The sequence below is a fragment of the Limnohabitans sp. 2KL-51 genome (assembly GCF_003063645.1).
GTDB lineage: Bacteria > Pseudomonadota > Gammaproteobacteria > Burkholderiales > Burkholderiaceae_C > Limnohabitans_A.
This window is the reverse complement of the sequence record NZ_NESJ01000002.1, coordinates 122,731-143,678: the sequence shown is the minus strand read 5'-3', so window position 1 is coordinate 143,678 and position 20,948 is coordinate 122,731. Positions and strand designations below refer to the sequence as shown.

Annotated in this window: 4 protein-coding genes; all 4 read right to left on the bottom strand. The window is 57.9% G+C overall.

The annotated features are described in order from the left end of the window. Window positions 1-66 precede the first annotated feature (66 nt). The 4 genes from B9Z49_RS02235 to B9Z49_RS02220 all read right to left on the bottom strand — a co-directional run bounded on the left by B9Z49_RS02235 (window position 67) and on the right by B9Z49_RS02220 (window position 20,861). Window positions 67-15,987: an autotransporter-associated beta strand repeat-containing protein gene (locus B9Z49_RS02235; RefSeq protein WP_108351822.1), complete on the bottom strand. Its 15,921-nt coding sequence runs from the start codon at window positions 15,985-15,987 to the stop codon at window positions 67-69. Window positions 15,988-16,023: 36 nt separating this feature from the next. Next, window positions 16,024-17,718 carry a ShlB/FhaC/HecB family hemolysin secretion/activation protein gene (locus B9Z49_RS02230; RefSeq protein WP_108351821.1) on the bottom strand — a complete coding sequence of 565 codons (1,695 nt, stop codon included), beginning with the start codon at window positions 17,716-17,718 and terminating at the stop codon, window positions 16,024-16,026. A 413-nt stretch (window positions 17,719-18,131) separates the two neighbouring features. Beyond that, complete coding sequence (locus B9Z49_RS02225) at window positions 18,132-18,824, bottom strand: response regulator transcription factor (protein ID WP_108351820.1); 693 nt, start codon at window positions 18,822-18,824, stop codon at window positions 18,132-18,134. Between the two features lie 75 nt (window positions 18,825-18,899). Then, a complete protein-coding gene (locus tag B9Z49_RS02220; RefSeq protein ID WP_146188444.1) occupies window positions 18,900-20,861 on the bottom strand; it encodes an ATP-binding protein in 1,962 nt (653 codons plus the stop codon). Window positions 20,862-20,948: the final 87 nt, after the last annotated feature.

The window sequence follows — 20,948 nt, the reverse complement described above, 5'->3', positions numbered from 1 at the left end:
GTTCGATTTCAAATATTTACACTGGTTAATTCAAGTTCAGAGCTGTGCGACTGGGTCGTGACCGACTTAGTCTGTGCGCTCCGAAATCACCAGCAACAGCCGCTGGCCACCTATCGAGAGGGCCAGTTGCATTGGGAAAGCCCCATCGGGTACCGCAGTGGCTTCAAATCGCAGGTTGACACGGTCAAACTTCAGCCAAGCTGGCAGCACACTGCCGTCAACCTGGGTCGCCTGAACAGTCACGCCTTCACCAGCGATCTCTCTGACGCTGTCAGGCAATACGAAGCTAAAGCCCGTACCCGTAGTGGAAATCCCTTTGGGCAACGAGACCGCAACCATGGTGAGCGCGTCTTGCTGTTGAGAGCCTTTGACATCGATGGTGATGCCGCTGCTGTTGGTCGTGCCGCTCGCCGCAATCGTTCCTCCCGAAGCTGCTGAGCCACCAGATGTTATCGAGGACGTCGCACCACCCAAAACCAAAGGTGCGCTGCTGGTCGGGTTGGGTAAGCTGACGCGACTAAATTGGGTAGACGATGCAACTTGGGACAGCAAACTGTCGGTGACCAAATTGACGTTGTCACTTCGCAACTGCTCCTGTTTAAGCTTTTCTGCCGCAGCCTTTTCAGCAGCGGCTTTCTCAGCAGCAGCCTTTTCAGCAGCAGCCTTTTCAGCAGCGGCTTTCTCAGCAGCAGCCTTTTCAGCAGCAGCCTTTTCAGCAGCAGCCTTTTCAGCAGCAGCCTTCTCAGCAGCGGCCTTCTCAGCCGCAGCCTTTTCAGCAGCAGCTTTTTCTGCTGACTTGTTGTCATTGCCTGCAGCAATGGCTAACGGTGGGTCACCATCCTGGGAAGTTGTCTGGGCATTGTTCAGCGCGGCAAGTTGCGCGGTTGACAAACTGTCTCGCTGAGTTGAAGTCAATGCTGCCTTCTGCGCAGGAGTCAAGCTGGCAATTTGTGTCGGCGTGATGGCGCTGAGTTGAACATTGCTCAAAGCCGTCAAGCTGGAGGGGGCCAGGGCTGCCAGTTGAGTCGTTGTCAGAGAGGCCAGCTGGGTTGTGCTCAGAGCGGCTGCTTGTGCGGGCGTGATGGCCGATATTTGGGTTGGAGTGAGCGCAGCGAGCTGCGTGTTTGACAAGTTGGCCAACTGAGCAGGTGCCAGTGCGGCGATTTGGTTGTTGGTCAATGATGCCGGGTTGGCAGGAGCGAGTGCTGCCAGTTGGGTCGCATTGAGGGATGCCAGTTGTGCTGGGCTCAAAGAGGCCAGCTGAGCGCTTGACAAGTTAGCCAACTGAGTGGGGTTCAAGGCGGCTATCTGAGAGGGCGTCAAGCTGGCAATTTGTGTCGGCGTGATGGCGCTGAGTTGAATATTGCTCAAAGCCGTCAAGCTGGAGGGGGCCAGGGCTGCCAGTTGAGTCGTTGTCAGAGAGGCTAGCTGGGTTGTGCTCAGAGCGGCTGCTTGTGTGGGCGTGATAGCGGTAATTTGTGAGGGGCTTAGCGTCGCCAGTTGCGCTGCCGATAAGTTCGCTAACTGTGCGGGTGCCAGTGCGGCGATTTGGTTGTTCGACAGTGAGCCGAGGTCTACGGTTGGAGAGGTTGATGGTTGATTGGTATTAGGAACTGTCTGTTGTGTTGTTATCACGTTGCCAACTAAATTGTTGCCCGCGTTACCCAAAGTCACGCTTGCGGTGCCAGCGTTCAAGTTGCTGGTGCCCGTGACACTCAACGGACCGGTTTGTGTGATGGCGCCATTGCCAGTGGTGGCAGCCAATGCGCCGCCCACAGTGGTGGTGCCCAAGTCCAAAGCGCCGTTGTTGGTCAAAGACAAGTTGCCGGTGGTGCTCACGGTTCCCAGCGTCAGAGCATTGGAGTCGCTCAGGGCAACCTGTGCGCCAGTGGCCGAGACAGCCCCAGTAAAGTCGTTGCCCGCGTTACCCAAAGTCACGCTTGCGGTGCCAGCGTTCAAGTTGCTGGTGCCCGTGACACTCAACGGACCGGTTTGTGTGATGGCACCATTGCCAGTGGTGGCAGCCAATGCGCCGCCCACAGTGGTGGTGCCCAAGTCCAAAGCGCCGTTGTTGGTCAACGACAAGTTGCCGGTGGTGCTCACGGTTCCCAGCGTCAGAGCATTGGAGTCGCTCAGGGCAACCTGTGCGCCAGTGGCCGAGACAGCCCCAGTAAAGTCGTTGCCCGCGTTACCCAAAGTCACGCTTGCGGTGCCAGCGTTCAAGTTGCTGGTGCCCGTGACGCTCAAAGGACCGGTCTGTGTGATGGCACCATTGCCAGTGGTGGCAGCCAATGCGCCGCCCACAGTGGTGGTGCCTAAGTTCAAAGCGCCGTTGTTGGTCAGCGACAAGTTGCCGGTGGTGCTCACGGTGCCCAGTGACAGAGCATTGGAGTCGCTCAGGGCAACCTGTGCGCCAGTGGCCGAGACAGCCCCAGTAAAGTCGTTGCCCGCGTTACCCAAAGTCACGCTTGCGGTGCCTGCGTTCAAGTTGCTGGTGCCCGTGACGCTCAAAGGACCGGTCTGTGTGATGGCGCCATTGCCAGTGGTGGCAGCCAATGCGCCGCCCACAGTGGTGGTGCCCAAGTCCAAAGCGCCGTTGTTGGTCAAAGACAAGTTGCCGGTGGTGCTCACGGTGCCCAGCGTCAGCGGGTTCGCATCCACAATGCTCACGTTGCTGCCACTCAGGCTCACTGCACCCACAAAATCATTGCCTGCATTGCCCAAGGTAATGGCGGCGGGCTGACCGCCTTGCGTGGCTGTGAAGCTGCCGGTGTTTTGCGCTGTAAGCACTGTGCCGCTGGCTTGTGTAATGGCACCATCGGTGCTGCTCACGCTCAGTGTGCCCGTGCTTGTCAAGTTGCCCAGCTGCAAGCCGCCCGCTGTGTCCGTGATGGTGGCGTTGCCTCCCACAGACACATTGCCCAAGCTGCCTTGGTCGAAGCCTTGTGACACAGAAAAGTTGGCCAAGAGGGATGTGCTACCGCCCGTTTGTGCAAACGAAGTGGCCATCAAGTTGCCCGTGCCCGAAAAACTTCCCCCGCTTTGGGTAAAGGTATCCAAGGTGGTCGAGCCTGTATTGACCAAAATACCGTCACTTTGGGTCAAGCTCCCCAAAGTGATGCCACCTGCGCCCACATTCAGGGTGCCCGCGGTTTGCGACAGGTTGCCACCAGCGCCCGTCAGCCCGTCGATGCTGACTGCACCGCTTTGCGCAGGAGCGACCACTGTGCTGCCAAAACTCACGGTCACACCCGATGAAATCACCACATTGGCCACGTTGGCCAAGTCCGGCACTGCACCGCCCACCCAGTTGGCTGGGTCAAACCAGTTGCCTGATGTGCCGCCCTGCCAGGTCACTGAGTTCAACCGTGTGATGGCGCTGGTGCTGTTGGACCCGAGGGTCACGGTGTAGTTGTTGCCGCCGTTGCCGTCGGCAATGGTCACGCTGCTGACCGTCAGGGTTTTGTTGCTGCCAACATTCTTGTCTGCAAAGGCCAATGTGGCCGCTGACACGGTGTCGCTTTCCACACCCAACAATGCAGTCAAGACGTTCAAATCTGCAGAGCTGGCGGTGTAAGCGCCTGCGCCATCGTAGGGTTTGCTCACCGACTGAGGGTTCAATGTGATGGGTTTGGCCGTGATGATGCCATTGGTGCCACTCAAACTGGTACCTGGTGCGATGCTGTAGTTGCCTGCATCGGTTCCTGACAGAGTCAGGTTGCCCACGGAGTAGTTCAGGTTGATGCCTGCATTGCGGCTGGCAAACTGACCTGAACCAGATACTGTGACCGAATCAGTGACCGAGCCGCTAGTTTCCAGACCTGTCAGTCCCAGTGTTGGCGTGGTCAGGCTTCTATTGCCGTCGTAGACCTTGCTGGTCGTGCCGGTGATCGATGCGGTCAGGGCCTTAGGGTCTACGGCATGGCTGCCCACCAAGACCAAATTACCGCCGAAGTTCGCAGCATTGACCTTTGCCACATCGTCAGCCCGCAATTGGTAACTGCCCACTCTAAGCTGGCCTGCTGAACTGGTGATTTGAGAACCAGTGGGTAATACCGTGAAAGTGGCCGAACCGCTGGCCCCATCTTCCACTCTAAAGCGGTTGTTGCCCAGAGCAGTAATGCTGCCAGCGCCAGAGCCAAGTGTCACCACGTTGGACCCGTTGTAATAAGCGGCGCTGCTGATGCTGTAGTTGGCTGCCGTGCCATAGGTGCTGCTGGCATTGTTGACGCGTACCAGCATCTGGTTGGAGCCCACGATGGTGAAGTCGCCATTGACATAGTTGTACTGGTAGTTGCCAAGGGTCAGGCCACCTGGTTGGAGCACACCGATGTAGGTGTCAGCCGTAGAGGCGGTGTTGCTGCGGATCACCGTGGGCGTGCCGCTCAGCACCGAATCTGTTTCCCCGTTCACGAACCCCGTGTAGCTCACGCCTGCAAAGTTGGCGGTATCAGTCGTCTGGGCGACAAATTTCGCATCGTCATTGGCGCGCACCGTGAGAATGGCCCGACCAATGGAGGACGCTACGTTGGTGCTGTTGGCGAGGCGGTAGTTTGAGGCCAGCCCGGTGCCATCGCCCAGGCCGTAGCTCACCGTGGTGGTATAGCTGCCCGCATTGGCGCTCGTGAGTGCTGCGGCGCTGCCGGTGACTGTTACGGTTTCGCCAGTCACCAGGCCACTGAGTGTGCCCAAGGTGAGCGCGCCGGCGGCTGTGCTGCCGTCGTACACCTTGCTGGCGATGCTCGGTGCTGAAATGGTCAGCGCCTTGGACGTGATGCTGTAAGGGGCTGATCCAGGCGTGACCGTGTAGTTGGCGGCATCTGCGCCAGAGAGGCTCAGACCACTGAAGCTCACCGTGGTGGCAAACGCTACATCCTTGCTGTTGAAGGTGCCAGTTGCTGCGCCCGACACGCTCAAGGTATCCCCAGTGATGCGGCGGCCATCGCTGCTGACGGCTGAAGCTGCGGCAATGGGGCTTTGCAAAACAGCCGTGCCACTTACCGATGCTGTTTTGTTGCCGTCATAGGCTTTATCAGCACTGGCCAAGCCGCTGACCGTCAGCGCCTTGGTGTTGACGGTGATCGTGCCCAGGGTGCCCGACACGTTGTAGCCTAACCCCATGAGGTTGTGTCCTATCGCGTAGGCGGTCCCACTTGCGCGCAATAAATTAGCACCACTCAAAGACGGGCTCGTCACACTCTGGATCAGCGTGTCGCCGTTTAACAGGCCACTGGCGGTGCCTGCAGATGGCACGGTGCTGCCATAGGTGATCGTCTGGTTGCTACCAATCACAGTAACTGTGGGTTGTTCGCGGTACACAAGATAGATACCCGTAGCACCTAAACCCTCCGTAACGCCGTTGTATCGGAAATTGCCTGAACCAAAACCAACCAAGCCATTTCCAGCACTTGCGGCTGTTTCGGCCAAACCGGTACTGCCCGCAATACTGCCTGTTCTGATGATTGTTCGGGCGCTTCCCCCCGAACTGACCGTGGCAGATCCAGGGCGGATCACGTCACCGCCAGAAGCATTCCCTGCCAAAGATTGCGAACCCGCCTGAAGCTGCAGTTGACCACCTGAAGAAACGTTTTTGACAAGCGTCAAGTTGCCATTGACTGTGGTGATGGCGACGTTGCCACTTCCAGTTGCGTTGATACCTTGGGTGGTACCCACAGTTCCGATATCGAGTGCACCACTGTTTGTTAAAAACATGGAACCCACGTCGCTTGCAGCCACGGTACCAACGAGGTTGCCAGTATTTTGTAAAAAGATATTTCCTCCCAGCAGGAGCAACTCATTTGCTGTGAGGGTGCCACTTGTAGTGGTTCCACCCACTGTTTTTCCAGAAGTGCCTTGTAGCGTAATTCGGCTGTTGTTTGCTGCCAGTGCAACAGCACTGTTGATGGTGATTGCACCGCCATAAACAGACAATGGTCCAGCAACATTAATGCTTGAGTTGACGGTGATGTCGGCTGTATTGCCGCTCTTGCCGAACGTCAGACCGGCGAGCGTGGTGGCATAGGTGTAACTGTTGGTATTGAACACAGCGCTGAAGCTGGTGCTGGGCTCAATAGTGAGCTGACCCGCGCCAGTGAAGCCGGTGGTGCTCGGGCGGGTGTTGTTGGAAAAAACTAGGCCGCCGCTCGTGAGGGTGGTGACGCCGGTGTAGCTGCTGACGCCAGAAAGCGTGAGGTTGCCCGTACCCAGCTTGGTCAATGTGCCAGTGCCGCTGATGGCGTTGGCCGACGTCAAGTTGTCGGATCGGTTGAAGCGCAAAGCCGCATTGTTGGTTACGGCCCCAGAGCCCAGTGTGCCCGTTGTACCGCCATCGCCAACCTGCAAAGTGCCAGCAGTGATGGTAGTAAGACCTGTGTAGCTGCTGGCACCCGGCAAAGTGAGGGTGCCCGCACCCAGCTTGGTCAAGGTGCCGGTGCCACTGATATCGCCGCCTACTGTCAAGTCATTCGAACGGTTGAATGACAAAGCCGCGTTGTTGACGACGGCCCCTGAGCCCAGAGCACCTGTTGTGCTCCCAGAACCCACCTGCAAAGTGCCTGTACCGATGGTGGTGGTGCCGGTATAGGTGTTGTCACCTGCCAGCGTCCAAGTGCCCGTACCCGACTTGGTCAGGGCACCAGCCCCCGTGCCCAGAATACTGGCCAGACTGCTGGCCGTGCTGGTGCCGTCGAGCGTCAGTCCAAAACCTGAACCGGTGATGGTGCCTGTGTTGGACAGCACGATGTGCCCGCTGCTGGCCTTGATGGTTGAATCGCTGCCCAGCGTCAGCAAACCACTGTAGGTGGCTGCTGTGGCCGAGCTGTTGGTCAGGGCACCCGCAATGCTCAGGCCTGTGCCATTGATCGTCAAGGCTTCAGCCGTGCCCAGGGTAAAGCCGTTCAAGTCCAGGGTGGCGCCACTGGCCACCACTGTGCCCGCAGCGGCGGTACCCAGGGGTGTGTTGGTTGCATCGCCTGCCGCACCCAAGCGTACAGTGCCCGCACTGACAGTGGTGGCACCTGTGTAGGTGTTGTTGCCCGACAGTACCAGTCGGCCCGTACCGGTTTTTGTGAAACCGAAACCGGTGCCACTGACCACGCCTGAGAGGGTCAACTCCGTACCCGCCACATTGACCGTCGAATCAGCCCCCAGCAGTACCGTGCCGGACAAAGAGCTGGTCCCGGTACTGGCAGCCAAAGTACCACCGTTGATCGTCAACGCCTCAGCGCCCACCACGACACCACGCACATCAAGCGTAGCGCCGCTGGCCACCGTGGTGCCTGCGGCTGTGGTGCCGAGAGCTGCTGCATTGCCCACCGCCAAGGTGCCTGCAGAAACCGTGGAGGCGCCCGTGAAGGTGTTGGCGCCTGACAGGGTAAGCGTACCTGTCCCTACCTTGGTGACGCCACCAGCTCCTGAAATCACGCCTGCGAACGTGGTCGAAGTGTTGTTGGTTCCTATGGTCAGCGTATTGGAGCCCAAAGAGATGTTTCGGCTACCTGTAGTAGCCAATGAACCGATCGTCAGGTCACCCCCACTGATGTCAAGTACACCGTTACCGTTAAATAAGAAAGTGACAGCAGAATTGATTCCAAGGGCAGAACTGTGGGTCGTTTTGAGTGTTCCACCGTCAATACTGGTTGGCCCTGTGTAGGAGTTGGCACCAGACAAAGTCCAGACCTGAGAATACCCGCCACTCTCAGAGATGAGCCCACCTGAGCCAAGATCCAGAATACCGGCCAATCGGTTATCGGTCGCTTGGCCAGAGAGGGTCAAGGTATGCCCCAAGCCTGTAACAGTGCCTGTGTTGGAAAGATGAATAGAACCGCCTCTGTCATAAATCCTTGCATTGCCACCCAAGCTCAACAAGCCGCTGTAAGTGACGCTTGTTGTGAAAGAGGAGTTGACCAATGCGCCACCTGCACCTCCAGCTCCTGAACCCGTGATAGACAGAGGTTCAGCGGTACTGAGCGAATAGCCATTGAGATCCAGTGTGGCGCCGTTTGCCACCACCGTACCTGCAGCAATGGTCCCCAAAGGTGAGTTGGTGCCGTCGCCTGCAGCGCCCAGCCGCAGAACCCCTGCACTGATGGTGGTGGTGCCTGCGTAGCTGCTGGCACCCGACAAGGCGAGGGTGCCGGCACCCAGCTTGGTCAAGGTGCCCGAGCCGCTGATGACGTTGGCCACCGTCAAGTTATTCGACCGGTTGAAGGTCAGAGCTGAATTGTTGGTGACGCCCCCATAACCCAGAGTACCCGTTGTGCCGCCATTGCCGACCTGCAAGGTGCCGGCGCTGATGGTGGTGACGCCAGAGTAGCTGTTGGTGCCAGTCAAGGTGAGGGTGCCCGTGCTCAACTTGGTCAAGGTACCGGTGCCGGTGCTGCTGATGGCGTTGGCCACCGTCAGATCATCCGACCGGTTGAAGCTCAAAGCCGCATTGTTGGTGACGGCCCCAGAGCCAAGACTACCTGTTGTGCCGCCATCACCGGCCTGTAAAGTGCCTGCGGTGATGGTGGTCGTGCCAGAGTAGCTGTTGGTGCCCGTCAAGGTGAGGGTGCCCGCACCCAGCTTGGTCAAGGTGCCAGTGCCGCTGATATCGCCAGCTACCGTCAAGTCATTCGAACGATTGAAGGTCAAAGCCGCGTTGTTGACTATGGCCCCAGAGTCTAGAGCACCCGTTGTGCTGCCCGAACCCACCTGCAAAGTGCCGGCTGTGATGGTGGTGACGCCAGAGTAGCTGTTGGTCCCTGTCACGGTGAGGGCGCCTGCACCCAGTTTGGTCAAGGTGCCGGTGCCGCTGATGGCGTTGGCCACCGTCAGATCGTTCGAACGGTTGAAGGTCAAAGCCGCGTTGTTAACCACGGCCCCAGAGCCCAGTGTGCCCTGTGTGCTGCCCGAACCCACCTGCAAAGTGCCCGCGCTGATGGTGGTAGAACCGGTATAGCTATTGGCCCCTGACAGGGTGAGCGTACCTGTCCCTACCTTGGTGACGCCACCAGCTCCTGAAATCACGCCTGCAAACGTGGTCGAAGTGTTGTTGGTTCCAATGGTCAGTGAATTAGAGCCCAAAGCCACCACGCTGCTGCCCCCTGGAGCAGAAGACGCCAAGGAGCCGATAGTCAGGTTGCTCCCACTGATGTCGAGTAAAGCAGCGCTATTCAAACTGATCGTGACAGCAGAACCGTTGCCAAGGGCAGAACTGTGGGTCGTTTTGAGTGTTCCAGCGCCAATACTGGTTGGCCCTGTGTAGGTGTTGGCACCAGACAAAGTCCAAGCGTAGACCCTCCCGTTGTAGGCAGTTGTGACCCCACCAGAGCCAAGAGCCAAAATACCAGCCAATTGGTTATTGATCGACATGCCCGACAGGGTCAAGGTATGGCCCGAGCCTGTGATGGTGCCTGTGTTGGAAAGATTGATTGAACCCGTCTCAGTAGAAATCGTTGCATTGCCACCCAAGCTCAGTAAGCCGCTGTACGTGACGTTTGTTCCGGAGTAGTTGATCAATGCGCCATCTCGACCCGTACCCCCATCTCCTGAACCCGTGATAGACAGAGGTTCAGCGGTACTGAGCGAATTGCCATAGAGATCCAGTGTGGCACCGCTCTCTACCACCGTACCTCCAGCAACTGTCCCCAAAGGTGAGTTGGTGCCGTTGCCTGCAGCGGCAAGCCGCAAAGCCCCCGCACTGATGGTGGTGGTGCCGGTGTAGCTGCTGGCACCCGACAATATGAGGGTGCCTGCGCCTAATTTGGTCAAGGTGCCGGTGCCGCTGATCACGTTGGCCACAGCCAAGGCATCGGACCGGTTGAAGGTCAAAGCCGCATTGTTGGTGACGGCCCCGGTGCCCAGGGTGCCCGTTGTGCTGCCCGAACCCACCTGCAAAGTGCCGGCTGTGATGGTGGTGACGCCGGTGTAGCTGTTGGTGCCGGTCAAGGTGAGGGTGCCTGCACCCACTTTGGTCAAAGTGCCGGTGCCACTGATGTTGCCGCCTACCGTCAAGTCATTCGACCGGTTAAAGGTCAAAGCCGTGTTGTTGACAACGGCCCCAGAGCCAAGGGTGCCCGTTGTACCACCATCTCCGACTTGCAATGCACCAGTGGTAATCGTGGTAGCACCGGTATAGCTGTTGGCCCCAGTCAGGGTGAGGGTGCCTGCACCCAGCTTGGTCAAGGTGCCGTTGCCGCTGATATTGCCGCCTACCGACAAGTCATCCGATCGGTTGAAGGTCAAAGCTGCGTTGTTGACGACGGCCCCGGAGCCCAGGGCGCCTGTTGTGCTGCCCGAACCCACCTGCAAAGTGCCTGCGGTAATCGTGGTGGTGCCGGTGTAGTTGTTGGCCCCTGTCAGGGTGAGCGTGCCTGCGCCCAGTTTGGTTAAGGTGCCAGTGTTGCTGATGACGTTGGCCACTGCCAAGTCATCCGACCGGTTGAAGCTCAAAGCCGCATTGTTGGTGATGGCCCCAGATCCCAGCGTACCCGTTGTGCCGCCATCGCCGACCTGCAAAGTCCCAGCGCTGATGGTGGTGATGCCAGAGTAGCTGCTGTCGCCAGACAAGGTGAGGGTGCCTGCTCCCAGCTTTGTCAAGGTGCCGGTGCCGCTGATCACGTTGGCCACTGCCAAGTCATCCGACCGGTTGAAGGACAAAGCCGAATTGTTGGTGACGGCCCCGGTGCCCAGCGTGCCCGTTGTGCTGCCCGAACCCACCTGCAAAGCGCCAGTGCCGATGGTGGTAGCGCCTGTATAGGTGTTGCTGCCAGACAGTACCAGTCTGCCCGTACCGGTTTTGGTGAAGCCGAAACCGGTGCCGCTGACCACGCCTGAGAGTGTCAACTCTATACCCGCCACATTGACCGTCGAATCAGCCCCCAGCATTACCGTGCCGGACAAAGAGCTGGTCCCGGTACTGGCAGCCAAAGTACCACCGTTGATCGTCAACGCCTCAGCGCCCACCACGACACCACGCACATCAAGCGTAGCGCCGCTGGCCACCGTGGTGCCTGCGGCAGTGGTGCCGAGAGCTGCTGCATTGCCCAACGCCAAGGTGCCTGCAGACACCGTGGTGCTACCCGTGAAAGTATTGGTGCCTGACAGGGTGAGCGTACCTGTCCCTACCTTGGTGACGCCACCAGCTCCTGAAATCACGCCTGCAAACGTGGTCGAAGTGTTGTTGGTTCCTATGGTCAGTGAACTAGAGCCCAAAACCACGCTGCTGGCCCCTGTAGAAGCCAAGGAGCCGATACTCAGGTTGCTCCCACTGATGTCGAGTACAACACTGTTATTCGAAGCGACTGTGACAGCAGAACCGATTCCAAGGGCAGAACTGTGGGTCGTTTTGAGTGTTCCACCGTTAAGGGTGGTTGGCCCTGTGTAGGTGTTGGCACCAGACAAAGTCCAAGCGTAGACCGACCCGTTAAAGAATGTTGTGACCCCACCAGAGCCAAGATCCAAAATACCAGCCAATTGGTTATTGATCGACTGGCCAGACAGGGTCAAGGTATGGCCCGAGCCTGTGATGGTGCCTGTGTTGGAAAGATTGATTGAACCCGAAGAAGGAGAAATCGTTGCATTGCCACCCAAGCTCAGCAAGCCGCTGTACGTGACGCTTGTTCCGACGTAGTTGACCAATGCGCCATTTCGACCCACACCCCCATCTCCTGAACCCGTGATAGACAGAGGTTCAGCGGTACTGAGCGAATTGCCATAGAGATCCAGTGTGGCACCGCTCTCTACCACCGTACCTCCAGCAACTGTCCCCAAAGGTGAGTTGGTGCCGTTGCCTGCAGCGGCAAGCCGCAAAGCCCCCGCACTGATGGTGGTGGTGCCGGTGTAGCTGCTGGCACCCGACAATATGAGGGTGCCTGCGCCTAATTTGGTCAAGGTGCCGGTGCCGCTGATCACGTTGGCCACAGCCAAGGCATCGGACCGGTTGAAGGTCAAAGCCGCATTGTTGGTGACGGCCCCGGTGCCCAGGGTGCCCGTTGTGCTGCCCGAACCCACCTGCAAAGTGCCGGCTGTGATGGTGGTGACGCCGGTGTAGCTGTTGGTGCCGGTCAAGGTGAGGGTGCCTGCACCCACTTTGGTCAAAGTGCCGGTGCCACTGATGTTGCCGCCTACCGTCAAGTCATTCGACCGGTTAAAGGTCAAAGCCGTGTTGTTGACGACGGCCCCAGAGCCAAGGGTGCCCGTTGTACCACCATCACCGACTTGCAACGCACCAGTGGTAATCGTGGTGGCACCGGTATAGCTGTTGGCCCCAGTCAGGGTGAGGGTGCCTGCACCCAGCTTGGTCAAACTGCTGCTGGTGCCTGAAACGATGCCGCTGTAAGTGCTGTTACCAGACTGGGTTACGCTCAATGCCCGCCCACTGGCCAGCGCAATGTTGCCGCTGCCAGAGACGGTTGCTGCATTGAAGGTCACATCACCTGTGGTGGTGTTGGTGGTGGTGAGGTCGGCACCGATAGATACAGCGGAGGCAAATATGTTGACGGGACCCGCAATACTGTTGTTGAAGCCAATGCCGATATCGCTGGTGTTGCCCGTTTTGCCCAGGTTGAGACCTGTCAAAGTCGAGTTGATAGTGAAGAAATCACTGCCAACGCCTTGGCCAAAAGAAGCGTCACTGGGCTCGAAGGTGAAAACACCGGTGCCGTTGATGGCGGGCTTGGTTGCGAGACTCCAGTTGACTGTTTCTGCTCGCACAGTCACGTTGCCAGAGCCGGGGTTCACGGTCACATGGTCCAGGTTCACCAATCCACTGCCATTGGTATCGCCATCACCCCACAACACGACATTGCCGTTGTTGGTGGTGATCGTTTTGGCCGTTGTGTTGACGTTTGTGATGATGTCGCCGCTGGCTTTGATGAGAATTTCTGCACCGCTGGCGGTGCTGGTCATGCCACTGTTGAGCGTGATGTTGCTGCCGATCAAAGAAATGGGGCCAGCGATGCTGGGTGAGCCCGCCAGGGTGATGGCCTGTTCGTTGCCTGTTTTACCGAGGGTCAAGCCGGTGAGTGTGCTGCCAAAAGTCAGTTTGGCCGTGTCTAAGGCGCTGGAAAAGCTGGCCGCGCTGGACGTGATGCTGGCCGTACCCGATGAGACGAAGGACAAGCCGGTGTTGGCGGCGGTGGAATCAATCCGATCAGCGACCAGGCTGATGTTGCTGCTGCTGGTGTCGACCTGACCAGCCTTTTGGCCGAGCACGGACGCGCCGCTGGCTGACATCACAACGCCGGCTGCGCCGCCATTGAGCGTGATGGCCCCAGAGCCAGACAGCACATCGGCAAAAAGGTAGATGCCCGCAATCGCTCCGCTCGACGGGCTTGTGCTGGAGCCATTGATCGAGATGGCACCAGAGCCGGTACTTTTGATGGTGGATACCGCACCAGCACCGGAATTAAACAGAACGCCATAACTGGAGTTGGAGGCGCCGGTCAGTGAAATCGCAGTACCCCCACTCTTGGACGATGTCATGTTGACAGCGCCTGCAAAAAATAGAGCGATGGTCGAACCTGTCTGCTGGGCATCAATGGTGATGCTGCCCGAGCCCGCATCAAAACTCGCACTTGCAAAATACGCACCGGTGAATGCGGCTGTAGCTCTACTTTTGAGCAGAATATTGCCACCGTTCGAGTTGGCAGTGAAGTGGCCGCCAGTTGAAAAAATTTGAGTGGCGTAGCCACTCGGACTTCCTCCAGAGTCAGCCCCCCCAGCCAGCGTGATATTGCCGCCATTGGTACTGATCGTGGTGTTCCCGTTGAATTTAATTGACCCAATACCATCTCTTTCCGAGTCGGACCAATAAGTCACGCTGCCCCCGTTGGTGCTGACCGTTACCCCTGCTGCTTGAGTGATGTTCGAATGCGACTTCAGGGTCAGGCTGTTGGCACTGTTCGAGATGATGTTCGAGTTGATATTGATATCCCCAGAACTCCCGCTGTTTCCGTCTGAACCATAACTGCCTACGTCGTTGGTGGTTGTGACTTCCACGTTGCTGGAGTTCAATGCCGAGACAATGGCACTCGCCTGGGATGCACCGATGGTGTAAGTGAAAGGGTCAATCAACCACAGGCCGGTTTTTCCAGCACTCGGGCTGGCGGCCCGAGTATCGACCGAGAACCTGTCGATGTCGATGCTGGGGCCAGAGGTTTCCACCCATCCGCCATCACCACCATGGGCACCGCCTCTTGCCGCCACTGAACCCTGCGCCAGGGTGAAGCCATCGGGCTTGCCCAGATCGCTCCACAACACCACGGTGCCGCCATTGCCGTTTTGCGTGGCGCTGGCGTCAATGGTGACGCCCTGCGTCATGGTCACGGTGGTGGCTTGGTGCAGCGCGTTGGGGTCTGCCAACACGCGGCGCTCTGCGTTCGCGCCGCCTTGCCAGTCACCACCCACCAGCACGTAGCCGCCGCCCGTGGCGCCTTGGGCGTCGATGGTGGTGTTGTTCAAAAGGGCAATGTGATCTCCCACCAGGATGGTCCCGCCGCCTTGCCCTGTGCGCCCACGGGTAGTCAGCGTGCTGTGGCCCATCATGGCCAGTCGGCCCTGTCCCGGCGCATCGGGTGTACCCGGTGCATTGGGTGAATCTGGTGTGAGGGGCAGGGGGTTGGCGTTGTTCGGTTGTGCTGGTGCACCCGCACGCAAATGGATCTGCCCACCCTGGCCGCCGCTGGCGTCGAGCGTGGCGTTGTTCAACTCCAGGTCAACTTGCGCCTCGATGCTGATTAGCCCACCTTGGCTATTGGGCGTCGCAGGCGTGTTGTCTTGCGTGGCTTGCACGCTCACGCTGCCTTGTATCTGCACTTTGCTGGTGGTCTGGATGCTGAGTGCGCCGCCTTGTGTGGGTGCGCTCAGGTCGATGCGGCCCGTGTCAGTTTGTGTGAAGTGTGTGGCCAGCACTTGCACGCTGCCTGCGCTGTGCTGGGGGCTGCCGGTGGCGCTGATCGTGCCGCTGTTGTTGACCTCGAGGGCGCTGATCTCGATGCGGCCTGCGGGGCCGCTGTCGGCGCTGGTGCTGCCTGCTGCCGAGGCTGTGGTGGCATTGGCGCTCACGGTGCCCGTGTTCTCGACCCGCTTGCTGGCCGACAGGATGATGCGCCCGCCTTGCTGCTGCAGGCCGTTGGCCTCAATGCGGCCGCTGTTCTTGACCACGCCGCCCACCAGCCGGTCCATCGATTGGGCGCTGATGATGATCAAACCACCCGGCGCCTGCACCGCGTGGCGGTTGTCCACCAAAGCGGCAATTTGGCTGGGCTCGACGCGGATGCTGGTCAAGCGGTTGTGGGTGTCAAACTGCAGATCCACCGCCTCGCCAGCGGCCAGGGCCACAGTGCCCATGTGCGCGATCACCGCGCCTTGGTTGCGCACCTCGGGCGCGAGCAGGGCGATGTAGCCGCCCAAAGCAGCTTTGATCTCGCCCTCGTTGACCACTTTGCCCGTACTGCCGTTGCGCTCGAAGCGGTTTTTACCGGCCATGAAGTCGGCATCGCTTGTGCCATGTGTGGTGGCGATCAGGCCGCCCACGTCGACCCGCGCGTCTTTGCCGAAAAACACGCCCGACGGGTTGGTGAGGATGACTTGGCCGTTCGCCGTAATTTGGCCAAAGATTTGGCTGGGGTCGTTGCTCAGCACGCGGTTGAGCGTGACGCTGCTGGCACTGGGTTGCGCAAACTGCACCTTGGCGTCTTTGCCCACATTGAAACTTTGCCAGTTGATGGCGGCGCGGTCAGTGCTTTGCTGAATCAGCATGTGGGCACCGCTTTGGCCAATGCTTGCTTGACCCGCGCTGACTTGCCCACCCGTGGGAAGGGCCGTGGGCGGGGGCGCCGTTTGGGCGTATGCGCCATTGGCCAACAGGCCGACCATGAGGCTGGTCAGGGTGGCTGCCAGTTTGACGCTCGAGCTGGGTTTACCTTTGGCCGAGACCGTCTCTGCGGCGGCGACATAGGCTTGTTTGCTGGCGTTCCAAACGCTGTGGAAGGTCTTGTTCATGGTGCTGCATTCCCTGGGGGATGTCTGTGTTTCATGTCAGAAAGGAACGCTGGCGCTGAGCCATGCGCGGTTGCGCTTCAGGGTGCCGTCGCTGTCGGTGCCGCTTGCCGTGGGTTTGGGGTTGTTGCCGTTGCGGTGTGCCCAAGTGATGCGGGTGGAGATGCCGCCGGGGCCTTGCCAGTTGGCACTCAGGCCATGGCCGCTCAGCGACAGCGTACTTTTGGGATCGCCTGAGGTGGTGGGCAGACTGACCACACTGCCTTGGTCGATAAAGGCGCTGAGTACCCAGCTTGGGTTGACGCGCCAACGCCATTCGGCGGCGAGCACTTGGCCACTTTCGCCGCCAAGCTCGCTGACCGGGTAAGCCCGAACCGTGCCCGAGCCACCGATGTAAAACTTTTCGGACGAGTCCAGAGCTTGGTTGGCGTGTTGCCCTTGCAAGCTGAGCAACACCGTGTGCGCGCCAGTGATGGTTTGTTGGCGCGAGAGGCTGTAGTTGATCTTCGAGTAACTGCGGTCAATGCTGTTGACCAAGCTGTGTGCGCGCATGTTGCTGAGCTGACCTTGCAGCCATTGGGCCGATGCGCTGTTGGCGCCGCCTTGGCCCCAGTTGTCAAAGAGATTGCCCGACAGACCCAAACGAAAGGCGTTGGTGTTGTAGTCGGAGTAGCTTTTGGCGTTGTCAGGGGTGCTGCTGCTGTTATCGCTGTAAAAACGTTTGGCTTCCAGGCCGCCCGAAAAGTACACGTTCTGCAGCCTTGCGCGCAGCAAGGGGTAGCTCCAGTCCAGGCCCATACTGCTGGAGCTGCCCTGGATGTTCAGATCGCGAGTGCTTTGCGGACCATCCACCACCTTGTATTGCATGTGGCTGGCGCTGATGCCCAGGCGCAGACCGCTGAAACCGAAGGGTTGTGTGTAGGCGATGCGCCCATAGTCACTGCCCTGGGTGCGCAAAACGTTCAGGCTGAGCAGGTCACCACGGCCGGTGGGGCTGTTGATGTTGAGGTTGGCCGTCAGGCGTTCGCTGCCGGTAGAGATGGCCCCAGTGTTGTCCAGTCCGATATCCCCATAAATCAAGGGCTCGTCGGTCGTTTGCAGAGCAAGCGCAGTTTCGCCCTCGCTCGCGCCGGGTGCCAGTGTGCCCGCCACGCTGATGCCGGGCAGGTCGTCCGCCAAGAGCAGGGCTCTGTCGAGCTTGTTGGCGTCAAGCGCTTGGCCTGTTGCCAGTTGTTGTGCAAAAAAAGCTTGCAACCGGTCGCGTGTCACCCGTTGGGTGTTTTCGCCTTCAAAGAGCAAACCTGCAAATCGCGCTTCGATGACTTGCAGGGTGAGCGTGCCCTCGCTGATGTCCTGCTCTGGCAGGTAAACACGCACGATCCAGCCTGCCTGTCGGTAGGCAGTGGCGACCGCATCGGCGGCGCGCTGTAGCCCGGCAAAGTCGAGCTGCTGGCCCACAAACGCCTGCAGGGCGGTTGCCAGTTGTTCGCTGCTGAGCAAGTTGTTGCCTGCAAAGCGGAAGGATTTGACCATGACGGTCATGCCCGATGTGGGCTGGATTTGGGGGGGCAGCGGTGCGCTTTGGGGGCGCGCTGCGGGCAAAGGCAGTGGGCGCTGTTGCTCGATTTGCTGACGCAAGCTGCCAGCGTCTGGAGGCGTTTGGGCCCAGCCCGAAAAGCTCAGCCCCAATGCGACAGGCAAAGGCCAATAAGTGGGAAGAGGTCTGTTGGGCATTTTGCGGGTCAATGTGGGTCAGAAAAAAGATCGCGCGAGAGTAATACGCGCAAAATTTTTTCGCCAACAAAAACCAACAAAATTGCCAACAAAAACCAAAAAAATTAACAAAATGATAAATAGCGTCCCAGAGTTGGGAAGAGGGTTTGTTAAATAGGGTGTTGGCCGATTTCAGGCCCATCCTGCAGTTAGCCCAGCAGGGTGAAGAACAACGCGACTTGCCAGCGCTGTTTGTAAACTGCACAAATAGTCAAGGCAGAAAGCGGGTGGGGCAATATGGGATCGGCGGCAACACTGAGCTGGCCTGAGCTGGTAACTGCGCGGGTGACTGTTTATCGCTCTTCGAAATTAACAATCCAAATCGGCAGCAATGATTAGAAAACGACTGATATGCGCGCAATCTGAAATGGGAATCACTGGCTAATCAATATTTTGCAGCAAAGTATGTAGCCGCGGTTGTATACAGATCGGATGCCAGGGGAAGCGGCACCAGCCGATATCAGTTTTTTTCGCAACCTGGCAATGCGCATTTCTAGCGCGGCTGCGGTGGGGAGCGCATCACTTAAGCCAAGAAGCTCAGCCAGTTGCCAAGGTGCCAGCGGTTGACCAGCAGCGCGTACCAGCCCTGCCAGTAGCATTGTTTCATTGGGGCTAAGGTCCGCGATCCCATGGGGCCCTTCAAGAGCATGGCTATCCGGTCTCAGATGCAAGGCCTCAGATTCAACGTCGAGTGACCGTTGCTTTTGAGCTATGGCAGCAATTCCAGCCATGAGTTCCACAGGATCCACCGGTTTGGTGAAATAAATATCTGCACCGCTTTCGTAACCGATGACTTTATCCCCAATCATGCTGCGCGCGGTCGAGATGATGATGCCGACTTTTGGATGAACCTGTCGCAGTTTTTTGACCAATACCAGTCCGTCTGAGTCTGGAAGATTCAAATCGATCACATAAACATCGGGCGTGAAATCACCCGACTCGTCCAGTATTTCGGCAGCCAATCCCACGCCTCGCACAAAGTGCCCTTTTTCCTGAAAAAAAGACATCAACCCCTCACGAAGGTCATCGTTGTCTTCCACGATCAGGATTTTCAGTGCAAATGCCATTCTTAACTCTTAAAAATGCCAAGATCTGCTCATGCTGCACCAAATGAGACTTTCAAACCAACACAAGCCAACGCCTCAGGTCGGTCGGTTGCTTAGCTGGGCGGGCAACCAAATCTCAAACCGCACCAAACCATCACTCGGTGAATAGGTCACATGCCCATTCAGCAATTCCAGGAGTGCCTTGACCAGAAACAGGCCCAGTCCCGAACCAGATTGCTTTCGAGCCAAGGGGCTTCGGTAGTACTTTCCAAACAGCTTGCTGGCTTCGGGCCAACCTGTTGAGCCCACTTCATTTTCAATTTGCCAACGCCACCCGTTTATTCCTTGTGATCCGGTGGTGGCTGTCAGCCTCAAAGTGATGCGTGAATTGAGTGCGCTGTATTTGTAGGCGTTATCCAATAGATTGCTCAGAACGATAGAAAGTATCTGAGCATCTGTTTGCGCCAGGCAAGGGTCTGTGGGCAGGTCGAGCAGCATGCGTTCAGGTTGGCGGCTGGACGAACATACAAATCGCGTGAGCTCTGCAACGTCCAGCAACTCCATGCGCGGCTGTAGGCTCTGATCTGACAACTGCCCTGAGTGCACGCAGCGTTCGATCACACGGTTCATGTCGTCAATGGCGCGCTCCATGGCGGGACGTCCCTTTTGCCCTGCCTCCATCCAAATGCGAAGATTGGCCAAAGGGGTTTTGATTTCGTGCGCCAGCATGGCCAGCAACTGCCGCTGATCACTCAAGTATTGTTCGTTCATTCGCGCCTGCTCTTGCTGCCGAATCAGCTGGTTGGCCAAAGCCTCATGCCTTGATCGGAAAAGGCGATGACGCACCCCCAAGATAATCAACATCACAAAACCGTTGGCCACAAGGTTGCTCATGTTGCCGTAAAAAAGAATGCGGGACTCTTGTATCAGGCCTAAATTGGTCATGGTTGGGATGGCGTTGACAAACGCATAAAAAAAGACATACGCCAGAATCACTGCCTTGGGTATGGGGGGCTGAGGTTGGCTTTTTGGGGATACCAAAACCGTTATAACAAGCCATACCAACAGAAAGGTTGCCACCGCATTGACGCCCATGAGGGCCAGGTGGGTAGGCCCCAAAATCCCAAAGACAGCAAGCCCGATGAGCACCCACAAGCTTGAACGCATGACTCGCAGCATCCAGGCAGGAGATGAGTACTCGATCAGCAGGGAGGCAAAAAACAAGAAGATGGTTCCCACCATGACAGCGGCCACTGTGCTGGTTGTCTGAGAAAGCATCCCTTCTGGAAACCACTCACCCAAAATCGCACGGGCAAAACCCAAATGGAAAAAACCCCACAAGGTCACCATCAACTGTTGGATGGCAAAGGTGGCTGTGACCCGATCGCGCGAAATGAGCCACTCCATCACAGACCAAACCCAAAGAAACAGCGATACCAGCAAAAAACTGCCGGTCACCCATTCCACCCATCGAGTGAACCGCTTGGCTTCTGCCATGGGCAACATTTCCAGGTAGACCAGTCGTGTGCTCGAGCTTTCAAGTCGAAGTAGCACGTCACGTGCTTTGGTTTGTGGTGACACCTCGAATGTGAAAACAACGCTGCCCAGTGCATCTTCACGTGCGGGCAAGAAGTCACCTGCATGGCGAATGACCCCTGTGGTCGGGTCGTAAAACGTCACCCGGTCCAAGTAAGGCGGGCGTACCACGAGAACTTGCGGCAACTCATCGCTGCGCAAGGCTGCTGGCACGGTGATGCGCAGCCATATCGGTTCCAGACCAAAACCCCAAGACTTCCAACCTGTGAATGTCTCCCAATTTGCCTTGTCCAGCACGGTATCTGCTGTTGCCGTGCCATCGGGGTCCAGCCAAGCGGCAAATGTAGTGTTGACTGGCGCGATCGGTTGGGCGGTGGCCATGGCGTGGCTAACGGTCAAGACCAAGGCGATGGCAACAACCAATACCCTAACCCGCCATAAAAGTGCGCTTAGCGCACCTATCCATGAACGGATGATCAGTTGGCTTTTGTTGGCTTCTTGGGGCGAGTCAATAAAACTCAAAGCAGTTTTCTCGGTTTGTTGGAATTTGTTAGAGATATCAAAAGAGCTCAATTAAGGTTCAACCTTCCGTACATCAGATTTGATTGC

Bases quoted from the DNA above. Each gene is read 5' to 3' on its own strand.
- B9Z49_RS02225 (WP_108351820.1), bottom strand. From the start codon at position 18,824: ATGGCATTTGCACTGAAAATCCTGATCGTGGAAGACAACGATGACCTT.
- B9Z49_RS02235 (WP_108351822.1), bottom strand. From the start codon at position 15,987: ATGAACAAGACCTTCCACAGCGTTTGGAACGCCAGCAAACAAGCCTAT.
- B9Z49_RS02230 (WP_108351821.1), bottom strand. From the start codon at position 17,718: ATGCCCAACAGACCTCTTCCCACTTATTGGCCTTTGCCTGTCGCATTG.